Annotated in this window: 21 protein-coding genes and 1 pseudogene; 9 read left to right on the top strand and 13 right to left on the bottom strand. The window is 38.0% G+C overall.

Going from position 1 to position 18,315, the window contains the following annotated elements; all coding sequences use genetic code 11:
* Window positions 1-241: 241 nt before the first annotated feature.
* The 5 genes and pseudogenes from ACPC58_RS07620 to ACPC58_RS07600 all read right to left on the bottom strand — a co-directional run bounded on the left by ACPC58_RS07620 (window position 242) and on the right by ACPC58_RS07600 (window position 5,372).
* Window positions 242-1,385 (bottom strand): annotated as a pseudogene (locus ACPC58_RS07620) (tyrosine-type recombinase/integrase).
* A gap of 117 nt (window positions 1,386-1,502) precedes the next feature.
* Window positions 1,503-2,360, bottom strand: a complete 858-nt coding sequence (locus ACPC58_RS07615; RefSeq protein ID WP_434065686.1) for a DNA adenine methylase — start codon at window positions 2,358-2,360, stop codon at window positions 1,503-1,505.
* Between the two features lie 38 nt (window positions 2,361-2,398).
* The gene (locus ACPC58_RS07610; RefSeq protein WP_434065685.1) at window positions 2,399-4,063 is read right to left on the bottom strand and encodes an AAA family ATPase; all 1,665 of its coding nucleotides are present in this window, start codon (window positions 4,061-4,063) and stop codon (window positions 2,399-2,401) included.
* 92 nt (window positions 4,064-4,155) lie between these two features.
* Window positions 4,156-4,494, bottom strand: coding sequence for a DUF898 family protein (locus tag ACPC58_RS07605; RefSeq protein WP_318150509.1), 339 nt, complete (start codon window positions 4,492-4,494; stop codon window positions 4,156-4,158).
* A gap of 86 nt (window positions 4,495-4,580) precedes the next feature.
* Window positions 4,581-5,372: a helix-turn-helix domain-containing protein gene (locus tag ACPC58_RS07600; RefSeq protein ID WP_434065684.1), complete on the bottom strand. Its 792-nt coding sequence runs from the start codon at window positions 5,370-5,372 to the stop codon at window positions 4,581-4,583.
* Between the two features lie 275 nt (window positions 5,373-5,647).
* On the opposite strand from ACPC58_RS07600, the gene ACPC58_RS07595 reads away from it, so the two are divergent.
* Window positions 5,648-5,794 (top strand): hypothetical protein, encoded by a 147-nt coding sequence (locus ACPC58_RS07595; RefSeq protein WP_318150507.1) that lies wholly within the window; start codon window positions 5,648-5,650, stop codon window positions 5,792-5,794.
* Here ACPC58_RS07595 and ACPC58_RS07590 read toward each other — a convergent pair.
* Window positions 5,775-6,089 carry a hypothetical protein gene (locus ACPC58_RS07590; RefSeq protein WP_318150506.1) on the bottom strand — a complete coding sequence of 105 codons (315 nt, stop codon included), beginning with the start codon at window positions 6,087-6,089 and terminating at the stop codon, window positions 5,775-5,777. The two genes, ACPC58_RS07595 and ACPC58_RS07590, sit on opposite strands and share 20 nt — an antisense overlap.
* 159 nt (window positions 6,090-6,248) lie before the next feature.
* On the opposite strand from ACPC58_RS07590, the gene ACPC58_RS07585 reads away from it, so the two are divergent.
* On the top strand, window positions 6,249-6,410 hold the full coding sequence (locus tag ACPC58_RS07585; RefSeq protein ID WP_434065688.1) for a helix-turn-helix domain-containing protein: 162 nt from the start codon (window positions 6,249-6,251) through the stop codon (window positions 6,408-6,410).
* Between the two features lie 119 nt (window positions 6,411-6,529).
* Here ACPC58_RS07585 and ACPC58_RS07580 read toward each other — a convergent pair whose 3' ends face one another.
* Window positions 6,530-6,919 carry a DUF2513 domain-containing protein gene (locus tag ACPC58_RS07580; protein WP_318150505.1) on the bottom strand — a complete coding sequence of 130 codons (390 nt, stop codon included), beginning with the start codon at window positions 6,917-6,919 and terminating at the stop codon, window positions 6,530-6,532.
* Between the two features lie 61 nt (window positions 6,920-6,980).
* On the opposite strand from ACPC58_RS07580, the gene ACPC58_RS07575 reads away from it, so the two are divergent.
* Window positions 6,981-7,268 (top strand): ImmA/IrrE family metallo-endopeptidase, encoded by a 288-nt coding sequence (locus tag ACPC58_RS07575; protein ID WP_318150504.1) that lies wholly within the window; start codon window positions 6,981-6,983, stop codon window positions 7,266-7,268.
* Here ACPC58_RS07575 and ACPC58_RS07570 read toward each other — a convergent pair.
* The gene (locus tag ACPC58_RS07570; RefSeq protein WP_434065683.1) at window positions 7,258-7,386 is read right to left on the bottom strand and encodes a hypothetical protein; all 129 of its coding nucleotides are present in this window, start codon (window positions 7,384-7,386) and stop codon (window positions 7,258-7,260) included. The genes ACPC58_RS07575 and ACPC58_RS07570 overlap by 11 nt on opposite strands.
* A gap of 143 nt (window positions 7,387-7,529) precedes the next feature.
* On the opposite strand from ACPC58_RS07570, the gene ACPC58_RS07565 reads away from it, so the two are divergent.
* Entirely contained in the window at window positions 7,530-7,721 is a 192-nt protein-coding gene (locus ACPC58_RS07565) for a helix-turn-helix domain-containing protein (RefSeq protein WP_318150502.1), read from the top strand.
* 301 nt (window positions 7,722-8,022) lie between these two features.
* Entirely contained in the window at window positions 8,023-8,490 is a 468-nt protein-coding gene (locus tag ACPC58_RS07560) for an N-acetyltransferase family protein (RefSeq protein ID WP_434065682.1), read from the top strand.
* Window positions 8,491-8,512: 22 nt separating this feature from the next.
* Here ACPC58_RS07560 and ACPC58_RS07555 read toward each other — a convergent pair whose 3' ends face one another.
* The 3 genes from ACPC58_RS07555 to ACPC58_RS07545 form a co-directional block, all read right to left on the bottom strand.
* Window positions 8,513-9,772 (bottom strand): hydroxymethylglutaryl-CoA reductase, degradative, encoded by a 1,260-nt coding sequence (locus ACPC58_RS07555; RefSeq protein WP_434065681.1) that lies wholly within the window; start codon window positions 9,770-9,772, stop codon window positions 8,513-8,515.
* Between the two features lie 150 nt (window positions 9,773-9,922).
* Window positions 9,923-11,092, bottom strand: coding sequence for a hydroxymethylglutaryl-CoA synthase (locus ACPC58_RS07550; RefSeq protein ID WP_217374140.1), 1,170 nt, complete (start codon window positions 11,090-11,092; stop codon window positions 9,923-9,925).
* A 25-nt stretch (window positions 11,093-11,117) separates the two neighbouring features.
* A complete protein-coding gene (locus ACPC58_RS07545) occupies window positions 11,118-12,302 on the bottom strand; it encodes an acetyl-CoA C-acetyltransferase (RefSeq protein WP_434065680.1) in 1,185 nt (394 codons plus the stop codon).
* A gap of 223 nt (window positions 12,303-12,525) precedes the next feature.
* On the opposite strand from ACPC58_RS07545, the gene ACPC58_RS07540 reads away from it, so the two are divergent.
* The 3 genes from ACPC58_RS07540 to ACPC58_RS07530 all read left to right on the top strand — a co-directional run bounded on the left by ACPC58_RS07540 (window position 12,526) and on the right by ACPC58_RS07530 (window position 15,258).
* Complete coding sequence (locus ACPC58_RS07540) at window positions 12,526-13,218, top strand: phosphoglycerate mutase (protein WP_217374138.1); 693 nt, start codon at window positions 12,526-12,528, stop codon at window positions 13,216-13,218.
* A gap of 105 nt (window positions 13,219-13,323) precedes the next feature.
* Window positions 13,324-13,707, top strand: a complete 384-nt coding sequence (gene gloA, locus ACPC58_RS07535; protein ID WP_274504212.1) for a lactoylglutathione lyase — start codon at window positions 13,324-13,326, stop codon at window positions 13,705-13,707.
* Window positions 13,708-13,920: 213 nt separating this feature from the next.
* Window positions 13,921-15,258 carry a polysaccharide deacetylase family protein gene (locus tag ACPC58_RS07530; RefSeq protein ID WP_434065679.1) on the top strand — a complete coding sequence of 446 codons (1,338 nt, stop codon included), beginning with the start codon at window positions 13,921-13,923 and terminating at the stop codon, window positions 15,256-15,258.
* 266 nt (window positions 15,259-15,524) lie between these two features.
* On the opposite strand, the gene ACPC58_RS07525 is transcribed toward ACPC58_RS07530, so the two are convergent.
* Both ACPC58_RS07525 and ACPC58_RS07520 read right to left on the bottom strand, forming a co-directional pair.
* Window positions 15,525-16,607: a DEAD/DEAH box helicase gene (locus tag ACPC58_RS07525; protein ID WP_171989180.1), complete on the bottom strand. Its 1,083-nt coding sequence runs from the start codon at window positions 16,605-16,607 to the stop codon at window positions 15,525-15,527.
* Window positions 16,597-17,583 (bottom strand): Gfo/Idh/MocA family protein, encoded by a 987-nt coding sequence (locus tag ACPC58_RS07520; RefSeq protein ID WP_434065678.1) that lies wholly within the window; start codon window positions 17,581-17,583, stop codon window positions 16,597-16,599. Before ACPC58_RS07520 ends, ACPC58_RS07525 begins: the two co-directional genes overlap by 11 nt.
* A 101-nt stretch (window positions 17,584-17,684) precedes the next feature.
* On the opposite strand from ACPC58_RS07520, the gene udk reads away from it, so the two are divergent.
* Window positions 17,685-18,314 carry a uridine kinase gene (gene udk / locus ACPC58_RS07515; protein WP_130554993.1) on the top strand — a complete coding sequence of 210 codons (630 nt, stop codon included), beginning with the start codon at window positions 17,685-17,687 and terminating at the stop codon, window positions 18,312-18,314.
* The last annotated feature ends 1 nt before the right edge of the window (window position 18,315 follow it).

Genomic DNA, 18,315 nt, shown 5'->3' with positions numbered 1-18,315 from the left:
CATAAAGAAAGAGAGAGCGAAGTTCGTCCTCTCTAGGTGTTAGCTTTTCATCTACCCACTACAGTTGACAAAGAGCCAAAAATAAAAGAGCGAGGCTAAGCGTAAAAAAGCCCGTCATATCAAGCTTTCTAGCTTGTGTGATGGGCTTTTTTCTGTGTTTTGGGGCTCCCAGAGTCAGGGGAGTGACTCTGGGAGGTTGGAGATGAAGCAAAAGCCTTTTGCGTCAAAGAAGGGCATAAAATCAGTAATTTTCCATGATTTCAGCTACATTTGCCTTGAGTTTCTTTGTGACATGGGTGTAAATTTGGGTTGTAGTCTTAGCGTCTGCATGCCCCACACGGTCCATAATAGCTTTAAAAGGGACATTATTCTCAGCAAGACGGCTGACAAGGGTATGGCGGAAGATATGGCTAGTCAGGTTTTTCTGAATTGGCTTCTCAAGTCTTTCGTTAGCTTTCTTCAAGGCTAGATTGAAAGAGTTGGTCTGGATTGGAACACCATTCTTGGTTGTAAAGATGTAGCCCATGTCTTTATATCGTGGGTTGGTATTTTTTTCTAGCTCATTCATGAATTCCAATTCCTCTATAATTTCCATTTCCCGTTTGGTCATGATTGTCTCACGGTAAGAGGCTAGTGTTTTGGGATCCGTCTTCTCACCATTGCGATAGCCCTCAGTGTGGTCGAATGTCCCGTGGAGTTGTAGAACCCTGGTATCAAAATCATAGTTACGTGGTTCAATGCAGACTGCTTCACCAATACGACAACCGTTTAGGCTCATAAATTCTGCTAGTAATGCAGTTCGGTATGTGCTAGGTCGTCTGGATAATTCTTTCAGTAGGGGCTTTATCTCATCTTCCTCAAGATATTTTTCTTCCACCTTTTTCCAATCTTCCAAAGTCTTCTTGATCCGTGGCAACTTGGCTCTTCTTGATGGATTGTCTTTGATGATATCTAAGTCAACTGCATAATCAAAAGCAAGGTTGAGCATGGGATTTATTCCGTTCTTTCTGGTTCCTAGAGCAGTCCAGGTTGTCCAGGTAATCCTGGACGTATTTGGGGTCGATATTGACAACCTTAATATCAATTCCAAAGCTTTCTCTAATATCTCTTATATTGCCTCTCAGAGAGGCTATAGAGGAGCGTTTTATCTCTTGCTGGTAAAATCCCCACCATTGGTCGAATAAATCAGTAAATAGCATTTCAGAGCTTTTCAGCTTGCTGAGGATGTCTGCTATCTTTGCATCCAGTATTTTCTGTGCTTCTTTTCTGATCCGTGGAGTATCTTTCTCCATCAATACAGATGTTCGTTTCCACTTTTGGGTATATGGATCTTTGTATCTTTCAACAAAATTCACTTTTCCGGATTTATGTGCTTCTGTCCACATTGTTTTTTACCTCATTTTCTGTTAAAATGGGTATAAAGAAAAGGGCTTTTTAATGCCTAATTCTTTATACAAGTTGCCTCACGCTCTCCTCGGCCAAAATTTGAGCGTGGGGCTTTTTTATTTGGCTTTTTTCAAATGTTGTGTTGCTGGTGGAATGTTTAGTTGTTCCGAATAGAAAATATATTCTATTCCTTTACTAGGTTTTGTCACCGAATAGTTCAGATAATACTTTTCATTTCGAAAGTCGTTATACATTTTAAAAATTTCTTCTGAAATATCATATGTAAGAATCCATTTTTTGTTAGACATATATTTTTTTATAGTCTTGGCCAAACTGAGGTGATTTTCATGATTATAAAAGTTTGTATATAGACCAGGACCTTTTAAGTAGTAAGGAGGGTCGAAAAAAGTGAATGAATTTTTCGTTCTTGAAATATTTAAACGAATAAATTTTTCAGCATCCATATTATAGAGGTTAATACGATTTTTCATAGAAGCAATTAATTTTATCTTCTCAATGGTTTTCTTTTTATTAAAGCGACAGTCGAGTTTGTAATCTCCGTCCTGTTTTAGACCACCGATTACGCCGGCTTTTATAATACCGGAGCGATTTGTACGATTAAGGAATAAGGTTGAAAAACCAAGTAAGAGCAAGTTGTCGCAATTATTTTTATTTTGCTGGATGTTTCTTTGGTTTTTCCATTCTTCAATCGTAACTGGAGTATTCTCTATTTTTTTTATGAGTTGATCTGTGTAATTTAAAACAGAATACCAAAACGCATATATTGATTTATCATAATCATTTACCATGATTTTATTAACATCTTTATTTAACAGCAATCTTAAAGCGATCCCCATACCTCCCATATAAGGCTCGATATAGGTTGTAGCGTTGTTAGCTACAACAAGTTCTCTGACATAATCGTAAACTTGAGACTTTCCACCGGGATACCTCAATGGGCTTATATTTTTCATATACTTTCCCTCCTTCCTATATAGGATACAATAATTTTCTATTTTTGGCCAGAAGAATTTGGCCAAGTTGTAGTGGGATTGATATTATAAAATGGTGCAGTTTTTTGGAACGCTATGTGTAAATTCTTAAAGAAGTTTTCAACATCTAAAAGATTAGAAGAATCATCGATCCAATACTTCATGACATAATTCCAAAAATCTTTGTCGGTACCATATATTTTTTTATTTTTAGCTCTTTTTTCACCGTGATGTGAACCGGGACTGTTTAGGCATTCTTCTAATTCATTAAGTTGATTAATAAAGTTTTCCTGAACATATTTTTTTGTATACCCAGAACCGATTATATCATCCTTTTGCCAAAAATTACTATCTTCTAATAATACTTCTTTTAGATATTGAAAAACAAGTTCCTCTGGTGAGCAGTTACCTGGTAAACTGAATAAATTGTGTGTTAGAAAGCTAGTGCCAAGTTGATCGTCCCCATCAGTAATAGATATGATTCGCAAAGATGATTGAGCAGCATATCGATCTTGTGCTAATGCCTTTATAGCAGTTGATGATAGCTTTGCATTTATAACATGAAAGAATGCCTCTATTGATAAATTGTACTTTTCATAATACGCTTGAAGTAAATTTCGAAAAAAGTCTTTAGCTTCATCGTCTTCTAATAAAACAGGTATCGGCTGTTTGGCATATACATTACTAACTAATTTATTTTGTAGTAAAGCATTGGCAGTATATTTATTAATATTTCTTATTACGTCGACATGATCAATTTGATCAGTTAAATAGATTAAATTACCAATTTTTTTATCTAGTGAGTAATCAATTAAAGAAAAACTGTGAGTAGTAAAAAAAATCTGTATTTTATAATCTTTTGAGAAATTTGTAAACATATTTAAAAGTTTAATTTGAAATTCAGGATGTAAAGATGCATCTAATTCATCAATAAGTAAAATACTTTCTACATTTTTCTCTAACTCAGGTGTAATACTCTCAAAATACGCTTTTAGTGATACGAGAGATATTAATATTGTTAGAAGATTATCTTCACCAGCAGAAATGGTATTTGAATCGATACCTTTTGTTTTAGTTGAAAATTCTAGTTTTGACCTAATATCACCGAAGTTATTTAATTTTCCATCTAATTGAATTTCATAGCCAGTAAAATCTTTAAAGACGCTCTCTAGCTCAACAAGATATTTGTTAGGTAATTTACTAATTAAATTTTGAAATTTGTTTTCACCATCCCATTCTCCATAAGAAAATAATCTAAACATACCTAAGTAGATGATGGGGATTTCTGGAAGTCTATCTGTTGTCCCTGTCAGATATTGCGGTTTTATTGCGAATCGTCCAGTGTTTTTTTCGGTTTTACTATTATGCCGCCTAAAATTAAGTGAATAGTTTTCATAATAAGCAGTATATAATGTACCAGTTACTCCAGGTGCAGGATCATTGTATTTTTTATCTCCTCTAGCAAGTGATTCTATTTTAGGATTAAAGATCTTATTAATTTTTTGTATTGTCGATAGAATAGGTTGCTTAGAAGAATTTGAAACTTTTTTGTGAGAATTACTAATCAAATGTAGAATTGATGATTTACACGTTCCATTTGTCCCAGCAATAATATTGATATTCTTGTCAAAATCAATTGTGATATTTTTAAGTTTTCTATATTGAATGAACTCCATTTTTTCCATATATTTATTACCTCCTTTTGATATCAGTTTCTATACACCTCCACGACTTTACGATGATAGTGGAATAGTCGGGTGGCAGTGCGCTTTTCGTCTTAACCAATATGATGCGTATGTTTAGTAATCCATTGATCAAGTTTGATATTTAACCAGAATGAGTAGATACCTAATGTAATGATAGTTAACAATAGCCATTTTATCCAGTTTCCGAATAACTGCATTGCAGATCCGTCAAAGTAGAGTCTTTGGCCATCGATTACTGTATGCTTAGTTTTCCAACTAATCATGATGCAAATTCCCCAAGGAGCGCATATACCAAAGGTGCAGATAGTAATTAGTGCAGCAAGTAAACTGTGTCCAATATAACTTAATAATCCGCCGTCAAAATAACTCTCGTTTTGTGTGTATACATTTACTGTGACGTTATTTTCCATATAAATATCCTGCCCGTTTTTCGTGCTGTGGGCGTGCACGTATTTTTAATTAACTAAGTTATTAAACTCTTCAATTACCACAGGGTTCATTTCTCCCTATAAATATCCACCACTTCACCAATGGTGCGGAAGTCGGTGTCTGCTGTGATTGGGATGTTGTCATAGTCTTTATTGAGTGATTCTAAACAGTCGTTTTTTAATTTCTTGACATAATTTTCGCCGTCCACTTGAAAGATGCCGATTTTATTTAGATCAACTTGGTCTTTCATTTTTATAAAGAGGAAGTCGCCGTTTTTGATTTTCGGCTCCATCGAATGACCAACGACGACAGCAACTGTGTCATAGTCTTTTTCATCTGGTATATCGTCTGCGTAGAAGTCTACCATAGTGTCATAGTCATCCTCTTGCCAGTAGCCTGTGCCTGCCGAGACTTTACCAGGTACAGATAAACTAATACGCTTTCTAGCGTCGTATTCTGCCCGTTTTTCCGAGATGTCAATGATTTTCCCTTGCTCTTCGGCTAGAAGCGTCTCAGAGGTTGCTAGAAGCTTATTCTTGCGTGTGTCATTGAGCTTGGAGTAGTTGGATAAGAGAATGGCTTGCCGTGGGTCAAAGTTGGGAAGAGGGATGGAAGAAGAAGGGATTGTGGATTTTTCTTCTTTAAATGTTGTATCAATATCTGATTTTTTTATTCCAAAAAAATCTGCTAATTTTTGTATCACTCCAAAAGAAGGAGCACTTCTTAGTTTCATATAGTCGGTCATGGTGCTCGGAGTAATACCGACTTCCTTAGCAAGCTCTTTTTGAGTGATGCCACGTTGTTTTCTGTAATAGGTAATATTTTCAGCGATAACTTGCATCCGCTTTTTTTCGTCCATATCCATCAACCTCTCTATCGTTTTATAACCGTATTATATGTCATTTTTGATAGCTTATCAAACAAAAATACGAAAAAAACTTATTTTTTTATACTTAGGGTTGCCAATACGAAAATTTCGTCTCATAATCTAATCAAGGTTAAGGAAATGACCTAATAAAACAGGAGGAAAAGCAATGATCTATTGGTTAGCTGGCTTGTTGGTTCTGTCGTTTGAGATACGGCAGATTGTAAAGTGGAAAAAGAAGAAATAATAGCGGAAAGGAGGGGAGGGATGTGAAAGTGACAGTTAAAAATGAAATAGAAAATATTGAGAAAGTAAAATCTGCTATAGACGAAGTTGTAAAAAAAGCCGAAGAACTGCGAGCTGCAGTTCTTCGGCTTGATGAAGTAGAATTGGACATTAAAACCTCATCTTATTAGCGATGAGTTTAGTTCCAGCATCGTTTAACATTTCTTGCCAGTTTGAAAATTTTGTTTCTTCTGAAATGAACTGATCAAGAATTTCTTGATTCGCTTGCTTGAAGCTTTCAGCATCAGTAATCTTTTCAGGATTGTTTTCAAACATTTCGGATAACGAAGAAAAACGACTAATTGACCGAATGTACGAATCTGGGAATAGTTCATCAAAGCTGTAATTGCCAGAAACAGATTTCGCTTTTTTCTCAAGGTCTCTTTGAAATTTATCTAGGCCTTTTAACTTAAATGTTGATGACATATAATCTTCTCCTTTCTATCAAGATTTTATGAATAAAAGATGTTGGGTTATTCATGAGAATATTATAGCATAGATTACTAGATATAGTATTACAATCATTTTACATTACTATATCTTGTGGTTCACATGGAGGATATTATGTAGGAAAAACTACAAAAAATATTGGTAGAACGAGGTCTGACAGTCGTTGACTTGGCAAAAATGGCAGGTGTTCCAAAGAAAAGCATATATAATGCCAAACATCACGATATTGGTTTCAAAAAAATGGAAAAGATCGCTGACGCTTTGGATGTCAGCCTGGATGATTTTAGAAAGGGGTGAGGAAGTTGATGGATGAAGTAAAAATCCGAGAAGATGGAATATATTTGAATGGTCATAGACTGAGAACGGTTCAGTCTTATAATATAAAAAACACAGCCAACGGCCGTGCAGAACTATATTTAAAGATTTCCGTTAAAGTTAGCTGATATTGCGCTAGCGATAACTTGAACAGAAATCTCTTTAAGAGCAGTAATAGAAAATGAACCAACTGTTTTTGCAATAGATTTTGTCTTATTCCAGTTTGTGTCTTTTCTGATATTAGCTAGAAATTCATGCGCTGAGGGAGACAAATCAATAATTGTACATCCGCCATCCATATAGTATTCAACTTTTCCGATAAAAAAGTTGTTTTCAGAGCATTGTCTAATATGGTACATAATTTCATCATATGAATATTTACTTAGAGCTTGGATGTCATCTGGCCCCAGATACTGAACTTCATTGTCAAATGTTGATTTTCTCTCTACATCAAGCAGAATATCGCGAATGCAATCGGGATTTAATTTCATAGTTATGCTCCAATCATATTTTTACAAACATTATACAAAATTTAGAAAGGGGGTAAGCAGGGTGGAAATAAAAGTTTGTGGCATTACTTATTCGGTAATTGTACAGGAACATTTCAAAGCATATGATGATGAACGGAATCTGTGGGGATACTGCGATTACGAGCAGCAAATAATCTATGTTCGAGAAAGTCTTTCAGAGGAAAGAAAAAGGCAAGTGCTAATCCATGAATTAACACATGCCATGTTGCAAGAAGCTGAATACAAAGAACAGGATGAAGATCTAGTAACGCGATTTTCTATAATCTTACATCAAATTTTAATTGATAATCCGAAGCTATTTAATGTTTAGCTTCCTTATGATTGGCTAAGGTCCTGCCTGCTTTGGATTTTGCAGAAGGAGACTTGCTAGTTGCCAATGTTTTACCAGCTTTGCTAACAGGTTTGGATGGTCTACAAGTTTTTGCCATATTCTTCTCCTTTCTATCAAATTTAATGAATAAAGAGTGTAAAGGTTTTATTCATGAGAATAGTATAGCAAATCGTTGCTGAAAAATCAATATGTAGTTATGGATATCTTTATGGGTACTATATATAGTATTCCGAGGACGTTTTGTGGGAAAAAATTGAAAAACTGCTAAAAGAAAAAAGTATGACTAAAAATAAGCTTGCTACGCTTGCAGGTATCAATAAAAATAGCCTAATTGATCTAAAAATGGGTAGAAAGAAATCCTTGAAGTTTGAGGATGTTGTCAAAATCGCTGATGCATTAGACATCAGCCTGGATGAATTTAGAAAGGGGTGAGGGGTATTGACGAAAAAATAGAGATTACGTGAACAGTTTTTGGAGCCAACAAAAGCCTTTTGCGTCAAAGAAGGGCAAAATTTTGGTAATTTTCTATATTACACATTCTCGTTTTAATACAATAAAAAAACCAGCCTTGGCGGGCTGATTCTTTTTGGAGATTTATGAAAAATTTTAGGATACACTTATAGTATACATGAATTTTCAGATTCTTCATCGGTCTGCAGACCTATTTTGTTAAAAAATAAACATGTGCTATACATGTGCTATAATAGAAAAAACAAAAAAGGGGAGGTTTTTTATGACAATCCGTAAAGCCAGACCATCTGATATTCCAGTTTTAAATGAATTATTACAAGATATTTTACAGGTGCATCACCAGGCACGACCAGATATTTTTAAAATTGGAGGTCAAAAATTTTCTGAGGCTGAATTAGTAGCACTTTTGGAAAATCCAGATAGGCCTATTTTTGTATTTGAACTAGAGGGACAAGTGGTTGGGCATTTATTTTGTGAGTTTAAGACTACAAGCGGTGATGTTTTAGAACCAATCAAGACCTTATTCATTGATGATTTGTGTGTAGCCAGCTCTGTCCGTGGTCAAAAAATTGGTGAGCAACTGTATGAATTTGCTCTTTCCTATGCTAAGGAGCAGGGGTGCCACAATCTTACCTTGGATGTATGGGCTGACAATGCAGGAGCTGTCCGTTTTTATGAACGCCAAGGAATGAAACCACAAAAGTTCCGTATGGAGCAAATAATAAATTAAAAAAGAGGGGTGTCCCTCTTTTTTAATGTTCTCTCATTTTTGTTAATAAGTTTTGAGCAGTTTCTATGTTGCTGTGCTTTTCTTTCCGCAGAAGTTGGGCTAGTTGGTCTACTTCATGCTCTACGGCACCAGCAAGTAGCGCTAGGGATTTTGCCTGAAGCTTCATGTGACCAGCCTGAATCCCTGAAGTAACAAGAGCACGCAGGGCAGCAAAGTTCTGACAGAGACCGACAGAAGCGATGATAGAAGCCAATTGGCGTGCCTTTGGTTGTTGGAGAAGGTCAAAAGCAACTGCTACCTTTGGATTGAGCCCGATAGAGCCACCGACAGAGGCAATCGGAAGAGGTAGAGTGATGGAGCCGACCAAGTGATCGTCATCAATGTACCAAGTAGAAAGGCCCTTGTATTGTCCATCACGGCTGGCATAAGCATGGGCCCCGGCTTCGACTGCCCGCCAGTCATTTCCTGTAGCGATAACGACAGCATCTATACCATTAAAAATCCCTTTGTTATGTGTCGCAGCACGATAAGGGTCCACTTGCGCCAGTTTGCTTGCCAGGGCTATTTTTTGAGCAGTTTCTTGAGCAATGGCAGAGCTGGTAGCCAGACTTGAGATGGTAATATGACATTGGGCGGTGACCAGTGACTCCGTTGCATAGTTGGAGAGGATACCCATCAAAGCCTGTCCCTTGCTGAGCTCTTCTAAGTCATCCTTAATAGCTTCTAACATGTTATTGAGGATATTGGCTCCCATGGCTTCTTGTACATCAACCTGAAGATAGACAATCAAAAACTCGTCCTTACTCTCAACAGTCAACTCCCTTGCACCGCCCCCTCGTTTAACAATAGAAGGGTGTGCTTGATTGGCAGTTTCTAAAATACTCTCCTTCTGGTCAAGAATCGCCTGTGTCGCTCTGCTATGGTCCGAAATAGCGTAGAGTGCAACTTGTCCAATCATGATACGGTTATGAATAGTCGTCGTAAAACCGCCAGATTTAGCGATGATTTTGGCTCCGAAAGACGCAGCTGCAACCACAGAAGGTTCTTCAGTGACCATGGGTACAGAATGAGTCTGTCCATCCACTAGGAGTTCTGGGAGTACAGAAAAAGGTAAGGAAAATGTTCCTAGATGATTTTCTGCCATCTTTCCTGCAATTGCTTCTGGAAGGTTTTCGTCTTTGTATAGAATGTCTAAGCTATCTTCGGATAGAGAACGATTCTGTTGGAGAATATCAATGCGTTCTTGGCGTGATTTTTTATAAAATCCGGAAAAAGTTGACATAGGTTCCTCTTTCTACAAGAAAGCGCCCTTTGGTGAGAGCCAAAGGGCGCCATTTTGGCTTCTATAGTCATTTGAATTAGCTTTGATACATCGTCACTTTCGGCTTGCCGTACTCTAGTACTGCCTACACCTCAGTTCCTTGTCTGAAAGCTAATTCATTCGACTATATTTACGATAGATACGTTTGTGGTTTTCCACTTTGATAAGGGCAAAGGGACTTTGGTCTACTGGTAGGTCAAGAGATGTTCCGTTTTCATCAAGAGACACTTCTTTAAAGAAGACTTGTTCATATTCTTCTACACTGAGTTTTGTACGCTCATTGAGTTGTTCTAAACGATTCTCTTCTAAGTAGTTCTGATAACCCTCAACAAGGGATCCGCTAAAAATCTCACATACAGCACCGCTACCATAACTATAAAAGAGGATTTGATCCCCTGCCTCTAACGCTCTGCTATTTTCCAAAAGGGAAAGAAGAGAGAGGAAAATAGAGCCAGTGTAGATGTTGCCGACGACTTTATTGTAGACGATAGCTTCCTGGAAACGTTCGGTCAAGCGACTAAGAGTTTCTTCATCCTGAGCAATAGCTTGCAATCCTTTAAGGCCTTGCTTGGAGAATGGAATATGTAAGCACATGGCAGCAAAGTCTTTAAGTGTTTTGCCTGTTTTTTGTCGATAATAGTCGAAAGTTGTTGTCAAGCAATCGGTATATTGTTCAGTTGAAAATTTACCATCAACACGTGGGAACTTGTCATAGTTTGGACGCCAAAAGTCATAGATATCACGTGTCTGACAGACGTTATCGTTGTTGAGAACCAAGATACGTGGATTTGCGGTTACCAACATGGCAACAGCTCCGGCACCTTGTGTAGGTTCGCCACCTGATGCAACTCCGTACTTGGCAATATCACTGGCAATAACCAAGACTTTAGATTCTGGAAATTGAGAGATGTGGCTTTTAGCGAGGCTCAGGCCAGCAGTTGCACCGTAACAAGCCTCTTTCATCTCGATGGAACGGGCAAAAGGTTGGATGCCGAGTAATCCATGAATGGTAACAGCTGCTGCCTTACTTTGATCTACGCTAGATTCTGTACCGACAATAACCATATCAATAGTTTGTTTATCTTCTTCCGTTAGAATGGCTTCAGCAGCCTTTGTACCAAGACTGATAATATCTTGAGTAACAGGAGCTACAGCCATTTCTGATTGAAGAAGACCAATTTTAAATTTATTGGGGTCAACATTGCGGGCTTGGGCTAAATCTGCCAAATCTAAAACATAATCAGGTGCCGCAAAACCGATTTTATCAATACCGATGTTCATAATGTTTCCTTTGTTATTGGTTAGGTTAGTTTGTCTGAGCATTGGAAATGATGAGGGAAATTCCTTGTCCCCCTCCAATGCAGAGTGAACAGAGTCCGAGCTCTTTATTTTGCTTGATTAATTCATGGATTAGGGTAACCAAAATCCGGCTGCCACTTGCTCCAATTGGATGACCTAGTGCGATTGCTCCACCATTGACATTGACTTTTGCAGGATCAATGCCGAGTTGTTTGACAACTGGAATTGATTGGGCTGCAAATGCCTCGTTGAGTTCGAATAGATCGATATCCTCGACTGTTTTATTCAGTTTTTGTAGCGCTTTTTGGCTAGCAGTAATAGGTCCAAGCCCCATCAATGCGGGATCTAAACCGCTAGTTGCGTATGCTTCGATATAAGCAAGTGGCTGAATATTTAGCTCACTTGCTTTCTCATCAGACATGAGTACCAAGACAGCACAGCCGTCGTTGATGCCAGAAGCATTGGCTGCGGTGACAGTTCCATCCTTTTTGAAAGCTGGACGGAGTGTTGCCAATTTTTCAATTGGCGTCAGACGAGGATACTCATCTGTGGCAAAAATAGTTTCGCCTTTTCGACTGTTCAGCCTAATTGGAACAATTTCTTCAGTGAAACGCCCTTCAGCGATAGCTTTTGCAGCCTTTTCTTGGCTGGTGTGGGCAAATGCATCTTGCTCTTCGCGACTGACATGATAGCGTTCGGCAACATTTTCAGCGGTAATACCCATGTGATAGTCATTGAAGGCATCTGTCAAACCATCCTTTAACATGGAATCTTCCAAGGTAATATGACCAAACTTACTCCCAAAACGGCTTGATTTGGATAAGTAGGCCGCCTGACTCATGATTTCGATACCACCAGCAACAACGACGTCGTTATCGCCAAGAAGGATGGATTGAGCCGCAAGAAGGACTGATTTGAGTCCAGAGCCACAGACCTTATTGACCACATAAGCAGAAGTGGTCTCTGGAATACCCGCGCGTAAAGCAATTTGACGTGCAATATTTTGTCCGTGACCAGCAGAAAGGACGTTGCCAAAAATAACTTCATCTACAACGTCAGCTGGTATTTGTTTGTTTTGTAAAGCTGCTTCGAGAACCTGTGCGCCAAGTTCAGCAATGTTTATATCTTTTAGACTGCCTCCAAAACTGCCGATAGCAGATCGAAATGCAGACACGATAGCTACTTTCTTCATGAATTCTCCTTGAAATCTAATCAGAACAGTCGTGCTCAGCCTAACCATTATATCACTTTTTTTCGTAAATCCTAAGAAGAAAGCTAGGTCTACAGACTGAATTTTCAAGAAAGAAAAATGTAAGCGTAAACAGATTGTGGAAAAACTAGCATTTTCTGACCAATTCGTGTAAAATAGAAAAGTACAAGAGGGGAACCTCAAAATTTAAAGGAGAATCCATATAATGGTAAAATTGGTTTTTGCTCGCCATGGTGAGTCTGAATGGAACAAAGCTAACCTTTTCACTGGTTGGGCTGATGTTGATTTGTCTGAAAAAGGTACACAACAAGCAATTGATGCTGGTAAATTAATCAAAGAAGCAGGTATCGAATTTGACCTTGCTTATACATCTGTTTTGAAACGTGCTATCAAGACTACAAACTTGGCTCTTGAAGCTGCAGATCAATTATGGGTACCAGTTGAAAAAACTTGGCGTTTGAACGAACGTCACTACGGTGGTTTGACAGGTTTGAACAAAGCAGAAGCTGCTGCTGAATTTGGTGATGAGCAAGTGCACATCTGGCGTCGTTCTTATGATACTTTGCCACCAAAAATGGCTAAAGATCATGAGTATTCAGCACACACTGACCGTCGCTATGCACATCTTGATGACTCAGTTATTCCAGATGCAGAAAACTTGAAAGTTACGCTTGAGCGCGCTCTTCCATTCTGGGAAGATAAAATTGCTCCAGCATTGAAAGACGGTAAAAACGTGTTCGTAGGTGCTCATGGTAACTCAATCCGTGCCCTTGTAAAACACATCAAACGATTGTCTGATGACGAAATCATGGATGTGGAAATTCCAAACTTCCCACCACTTGTATTCGAATTGGATGAAAACTTGAACATTGTGAAAGAGTACTACTTGGAAGCATAATTCATCTAAGGCCTGAGTTCGCTCAGGTTTTTTTAGTTTTGAATATCGGATTTTTCATAGAGAGTATGGTATACTGGTGGTATTAAATGGTAGGAGGAATTTATTATGGCAAGTAAAAAAATGCTACATGCATGTTTGCGTGTTGAAAACCTAGAAGCATCTCAAAAATTTTATGAAGAGGGATTTGGATTTAAGGAAACCCGTCGCAAGGACTATCCAGAGCACAAGTTTACTTTGGTTTACTTAGCACTTGAAGGGGATGACTTTGAGATTGAATTGACTTACAATTATGATCATGGTCCATATATCGTAGGGGATGGCTTCTCACATCTAGCTCTTTCTTCGGATGACTTAGAAGGGGACAATGCGAGACACAAAGCATTGGGCTATCCAACGACAGATATAAAAGGCTTGCCAGGAAGTCCAGGTCGTTATTATTTTGTTACAGATCCTGATGGATACCGTGTGGAGGTTATTCGAGCGGATTAATCAAGAAATACCTAAAGAATCAGCACCGATTGTTAACATTTTGACGAGAATGGGGCTGATTTTTTTGCTTTGATTGGGGTTACAACTTGACAAGAAATAAAGTATATTATAGTGTAGATTTTAGTGTATATGAAAGAGGAATCTCGCTTGAAGAAATTATTACTGATACTAACCAATTTACTGTTGGTTGGTATGATTTGTTTTTTTAGTCTAATGATTTACCATCGTGTTCAAGAAAATCAAATAACCCAGTTCATTGCAAGAAAGGGACGTGTCTTTTTAAAGCATGGTCAAACGAACTTGAGAACAGGAAATGTGGGCTCCACTCATGTTGTTGCTTCCATTCCAACCGATGGTGCTGGCAAGAAAATTGGTTTAGTTGAGAATAGAATGGTAGAGTATGTTCATCAAAAATTAGGGGAAGCCAAGCCTACGGGCAATATTAATCGAATATTTTTGGTCAGTAGCCAGCTTGGGAAAACTAACTTTAGAAAGGTTCGGGCTCTGGTAATCAAAAGCGAGGAATATCATCTTTCGACACTTGAAATTGAGAAGGATGGCGAAGAATCCATCGGGGAGCTCTTGCTTACTGAAGATCAGCAACTCTTCACGTTGAAACGCTTTTTTACAGATTCTGATGCCGCGAGAGAGATTTTAACTAATAAATTAAAAGAAAAGCTAGATCAAAGCTCTTTGTCAGACAGCGAAAAAACACAACTACTAAACTTGATGGGTGACATTGATTTGGACCGTTTACCATTCTCATATGAAGATAGCCAACTAAAGGTAAAAATCGTACAAGGTAGTCAAGAAACCACGCTTTCAATTCCCATATCGGAGTTATACCCTGTTCTAAACAGTGACTATCTATCTGAAGCAGATGTGGCAGGTTATAAAGAATATTTGCAAGAGTTAGAAGAATTAGAACGAAGAAAGACTGCAAGAAATATTTCTCTAACATTTGATGATGGTCCGAATTCCTCAACGACACCAGTGGTATTGGATTTGTTGAAGAAATACAATGCGAAGGCTACCTTCTTTGTCATCGGGCAAAATATTGAAGGAAATGAGTGGATTTTACAACGGATGAAAGCTGAAGGTCACGAGATTGCAAACCATACTTGGAGTCATCCAAATTTAACCAAACTTTCTCCGGATACCATTCGTCAAGAGGTTGAAAAAACGCAAGTTACTATAGAAAAAGCAGTTGGTCAGCGATCACGTTTGGTACGTCCTCCATATGGTGCAGTAAATAAGCAAGTCGCAAACGCTATGAATCTTCCATCCATCTGTTGGAATGTAGATACACTAGACTGGTCTTCACACAATCCGCAGGCGATTTTAAATCAAGTCAAGTCAAATGCTTGTCCTGGTTCCTTTATTTTGATGCATGATATTCATAAGGAAACTGTTAAGAGCTTGGATTCGGTATTGCGTTTTTTAACTTCTCAAGGATACAGTATGGTCACCGTTTCAGAAAGTTTAGGTACTAATCTAAATACACAGTTTGTTTATTATGATCAACAATCGGCAACTATGCCAACGCAATAATAACTAAACAAAAGAACAGAAGCTTGATTGAACTTCTGTTCTTTTTTGGATTTTATCAGTTTGGGTAAGAGTAGCGGTGAGATGGAAATGAGAAAGTAACAGTGTAATATCATCGTCGGCTTAATGATATGAACACAGTTTGCAATATTTCCAGCCTTTAAGATTTCCCAGATAGCTGAAACTGGGACTCTTTTGATGTTCATTGTGTATTACATTGATGGTTATCCAGTTGATAAATAGCGTCGCACCAATAGAAAGTGAAAAGATTATACTTTATATAGCTCTTGATTTTTTAAGATAACTTCTTGAACAGAAGCATATTTTTTTAGTTGTTTGAGTTCATTTGGATTTGAAACAAGGGTAATAACCACTCCATCCTTACCCATTCGACCGGTTCGACCAGCCCGATGTGTATAGGCTTCTTGGTCAAAAGGAACCTCAAAATTGAGGACGCATTCTAAATTATCGATATCAATTCCACGAGCTACTAAATCTGTGGCTAGTAAGAGCTGGATCTGGTGGTCTTTAAATCGATCAATAATGACCTTTCTAAACTTGACATTGACATCAGAAGCGAGAGAAATTGCATTGGCTCCGTTGTAGTTTAGTCGTTCTTCAGTTGCACCAAGATCAGATAAGCTATTAAAGAAGACCAATGCTCGAAAATCTGGCACATTTGCAAATTTTTTCAACAAGTTTTGTCGATCACGTTTTTCAACCATCAGATAATAGTGCTGAATATTGTCTAATTTTTGCTCCGATAAATCGATTGTTTCAACAGTAGGTGAAATCTTTTGCCGATCAAATTTAGCAGTTGCACTCATATAGATCAATTGATGATTGCGAGGAACATAGTTGATAATTTTTTCTACAAAATGATATTGGGAATCAGAGAATAGCTGATCAAATTCATCTAAGATGATGGTATTGATATTCATCATCTTTATTTTTTTTAATTTAATCAATTCAAACACGCGACCAGGTGTACCAATTAAGATTTCCGGTCCTTTTTTTAATCGTTCAATTTGTCGTTTTTGACTGGATCCTGATAAGAATAACTGTGCTTGTAATCCGATAGCTTCGGACCAGCCTTTACACACTTCAAAAATCTGCCCAGCTAATTCTGTATTTGGAGCCAGAATCAATAATTGCTGGGATTTTTTGGGGGTAAGAGCAAGTAGGCTTGGCCAGAGGTAGGCTAGGGTCTTTCCTGTTCCAGTTGGACTGATTGCAAGTAAGTCTTTTCCTGTAAAAATCGGCTCAAATGCTTGTTGTTGAATATCAGTCAAGCTATCAAAACCAGCTTTTTCCAGCATTTCTTGCCATACAGAAGGGAAATTAGTTTTCATGAGTATCCGCCTTAAATGTAATTCCTGCGTCTTGACGCATCAGATAGAGGGTCCGGTGAACATCTGAAGCAACATCTAACCACTGATCTGCCAATGGGTGATTTGCCTCTTCGATGACTTGTGCAAAATGAATGGCTTCTTCAATCATGGATTGGTCCTTCGAAGCAAGAGGGAGTTGGTATTGCTCCCCATTATTTTTTGTAAAAATAGCAGAGCTGATATGCTGACAAGCGTTTAAGGTCAAAGTACCCTCGCTAGTATAGATTTCGCTAGGTAGATGACTGGTCATATTTTTTCCTGCTTGAATACCCACAGTAAAGTTTTCATAGACTAGTTGCCCAACCCCATTTAAATCAACACTAGATGGTAATTGTTGGGCTACGTAACGAGCTGTATGTGGGGCACCGATAAGACCTATGGCGGCATAAACAGCATAGACGCCAAGATCCATGAGTGCGCCACCTGAAAAATCAGCTGAAAAGATATTCGGAGTATTTCCAGCTAGCAATTCAGGCATTTTTGAAGAATATTTGGCATAAGAAAAATGCCCACCGATAATGGATTTATCTGCCAAGAATTGTCGAATCGTCTGAAAGGATTCTTCTTGAAAGTTTCGAGCTGCTTCAAACAAGAATAGCCCTTTTTCAGAGGCAATTTGGCGTAAATCTTCAAATTCTGCTGGAGTTGATACCATTGGCTTTTCAACGATAGCGTGTTTTCCAGCCAAGAGTACTGCCTTTGCCTGCTGGTAGTGCAAGGAATTTGGACTAGCAATGTAAACAAGGTCAATTTCAGAAGATAAAAATGATGAAAAATCAGTAAACAAGTCTACCTTTTCATATGGTTTTGCAAAGGATTCAGCTGTATCATGGTTTCGAGAAAAAACAGCTCTAAATTGATATTTATTCGTTTGAAGTGCAGCTTTGATAAACTGATGAGTGATAGGAGAAGTGCCAATTATGCCAAAATCAATCATAATGTCTCATTTCTATTGTATTATTTTTTCCATTATAGCATGTTTCGTGATAAAATAGTAATGAAAAAAAGGTGTCAAACTTGAGATAGAAGGAGATGATAATGACTCGAAAACCAATAATAATTGGCGTTACCGGAGGTTCAGGTGGAGGTAAAACAAGTGTCTCTCGTGCCATTTTAAATAACTTTCCAAATGCACGGATTTCAATGATTGAGCATGACTCCTACTATAAAAATCAATCCCACTTAACCTTTGAAGAACGGATATTGACCAATTATGACCATCCACTAGCCTTTGATACAGACTTGATGATCTATCATTTGAGTGAATTACTGGCTGGGCGTTCAGTGGATATTCCGATATATGATTATACTCAGCATACACGGTCAGAAAGGACTTATCGTCAAGAACCTCAGGATGTATTTATTGTAGAGGGAATTTTAGTACTGGAAGACAAACGTCTTCGGGATTTAATGGACATCAAAGTATTTGTGGATACTGATGATGACATTCGTATTATCCGCCGTATAAAACGTGATATGGAGGAGCGTGGCCGTAGCTTAGATAGTATCATAGAGCAATATACATCTGTTGTAAAACCTATGTACCACCAGTTTATTGAGCCGACTAAGCGCTATGCGGATATCGTGATACCAGAGGGTGTTTCAAATGTAGTTGCCATCGACTTAATCAATACAAAGGTGGAGAGTATTTTAAGAGAGCGTGGTTAGA

It is taken from the genome of Streptococcus sp. VTCC 12905, assembly GCF_049893385.1.
GTDB lineage: Bacteria > Bacillota > Bacilli > Lactobacillales > Streptococcaceae > Streptococcus > Streptococcus suis_AA.
Note: the sequence above shows the minus strand (reverse complement) of the source record. Positions and strands in the feature narration are given on the sequence as shown.

Excerpts from the sequence above, each read along its gene's own strand:
- ACPC58_RS07615 (WP_434065686.1), bottom strand. The coding sequence starts at position 2,360 with ATGAAAAATATAAGCCCATTGAGGTATCCCGGTGGAAAGTCTCAAGTT.
- ACPC58_RS07610 (WP_434065685.1), bottom strand. The coding sequence starts at position 4,063 with ATGGAAAAAATGGAGTTCATTCAATATAGAAAACTTAAAAATATCACA.
- ACPC58_RS07605 (WP_318150509.1), bottom strand. The coding sequence starts at position 4,494 with ATGGAAAATAACGTCACAGTAAATGTATACACACAAAACGAGAGTTAT.
- ACPC58_RS07600 (WP_434065684.1), bottom strand. The coding sequence starts at position 5,372 with ATGGACGAAAAAAAGCGGATGCAAGTTATCGCTGAAAATATTACCTAT.
- ACPC58_RS07590 (WP_318150506.1), bottom strand. The coding sequence starts at position 6,089 with ATGTCATCAACATTTAAGTTAAAAGGCCTAGATAAATTTCAAAGAGAC.
- ACPC58_RS07580 (WP_318150505.1), bottom strand. The coding sequence starts at position 6,919 with ATGAAATTAAATCCCGATTGCATTCGCGATATTCTGCTTGATGTAGAG.
- ACPC58_RS07570 (WP_434065683.1), bottom strand. The coding sequence starts at position 7,386 with ATGGCAAAAACTTGTAGACCATCCAAACCTGTTAGCAAAGCTGGTAAA.
- ACPC58_RS07560 (WP_434065682.1), top strand. The coding sequence starts at position 8,023 with ATGACAATCCGTAAAGCCAGACCATCTGATATTCCAGTTTTAAATGAA.
- ACPC58_RS07555 (WP_434065681.1), bottom strand. The coding sequence starts at position 9,772 with ATGTCAACTTTTTCCGGATTTTATAAAAAATCACGCCAAGAACGCATT.
- ACPC58_RS07550 (WP_217374140.1), bottom strand. The coding sequence starts at position 11,092 with ATGAACATCGGTATTGATAAAATCGGTTTTGCGGCACCTGATTATGTT.
- ACPC58_RS07545 (WP_434065680.1), bottom strand. The coding sequence starts at position 12,302 with ATGAAGAAAGTAGCTATCGTGTCTGCATTTCGATCTGCTATCGGCAGT.
- ACPC58_RS07540 (WP_217374138.1), top strand. The coding sequence starts at position 12,526 with ATGGTAAAATTGGTTTTTGCTCGCCATGGTGAGTCTGAATGGAACAAA.
- gloA (WP_274504212.1), top strand. The coding sequence starts at position 13,324 with ATGGCAAGTAAAAAAATGCTACATGCATGTTTGCGTGTTGAAAACCTA.
- ACPC58_RS07530 (WP_434065679.1), top strand. The coding sequence starts at position 13,921 with ATGATTTACCATCGTGTTCAAGAAAATCAAATAACCCAGTTCATTGCA.
- ACPC58_RS07525 (WP_171989180.1), bottom strand. The coding sequence starts at position 16,607 with ATGAAAACTAATTTCCCTTCTGTATGGCAAGAAATGCTGGAAAAAGCT.
- ACPC58_RS07520 (WP_434065678.1), bottom strand. The coding sequence starts at position 17,583 with ATGATTGATTTTGGCATAATTGGCACTTCTCCTATCACTCATCAGTTT.
- udk (WP_130554993.1), top strand. The coding sequence starts at position 17,685 with ATGACTCGAAAACCAATAATAATTGGCGTTACCGGAGGTTCAGGTGGA.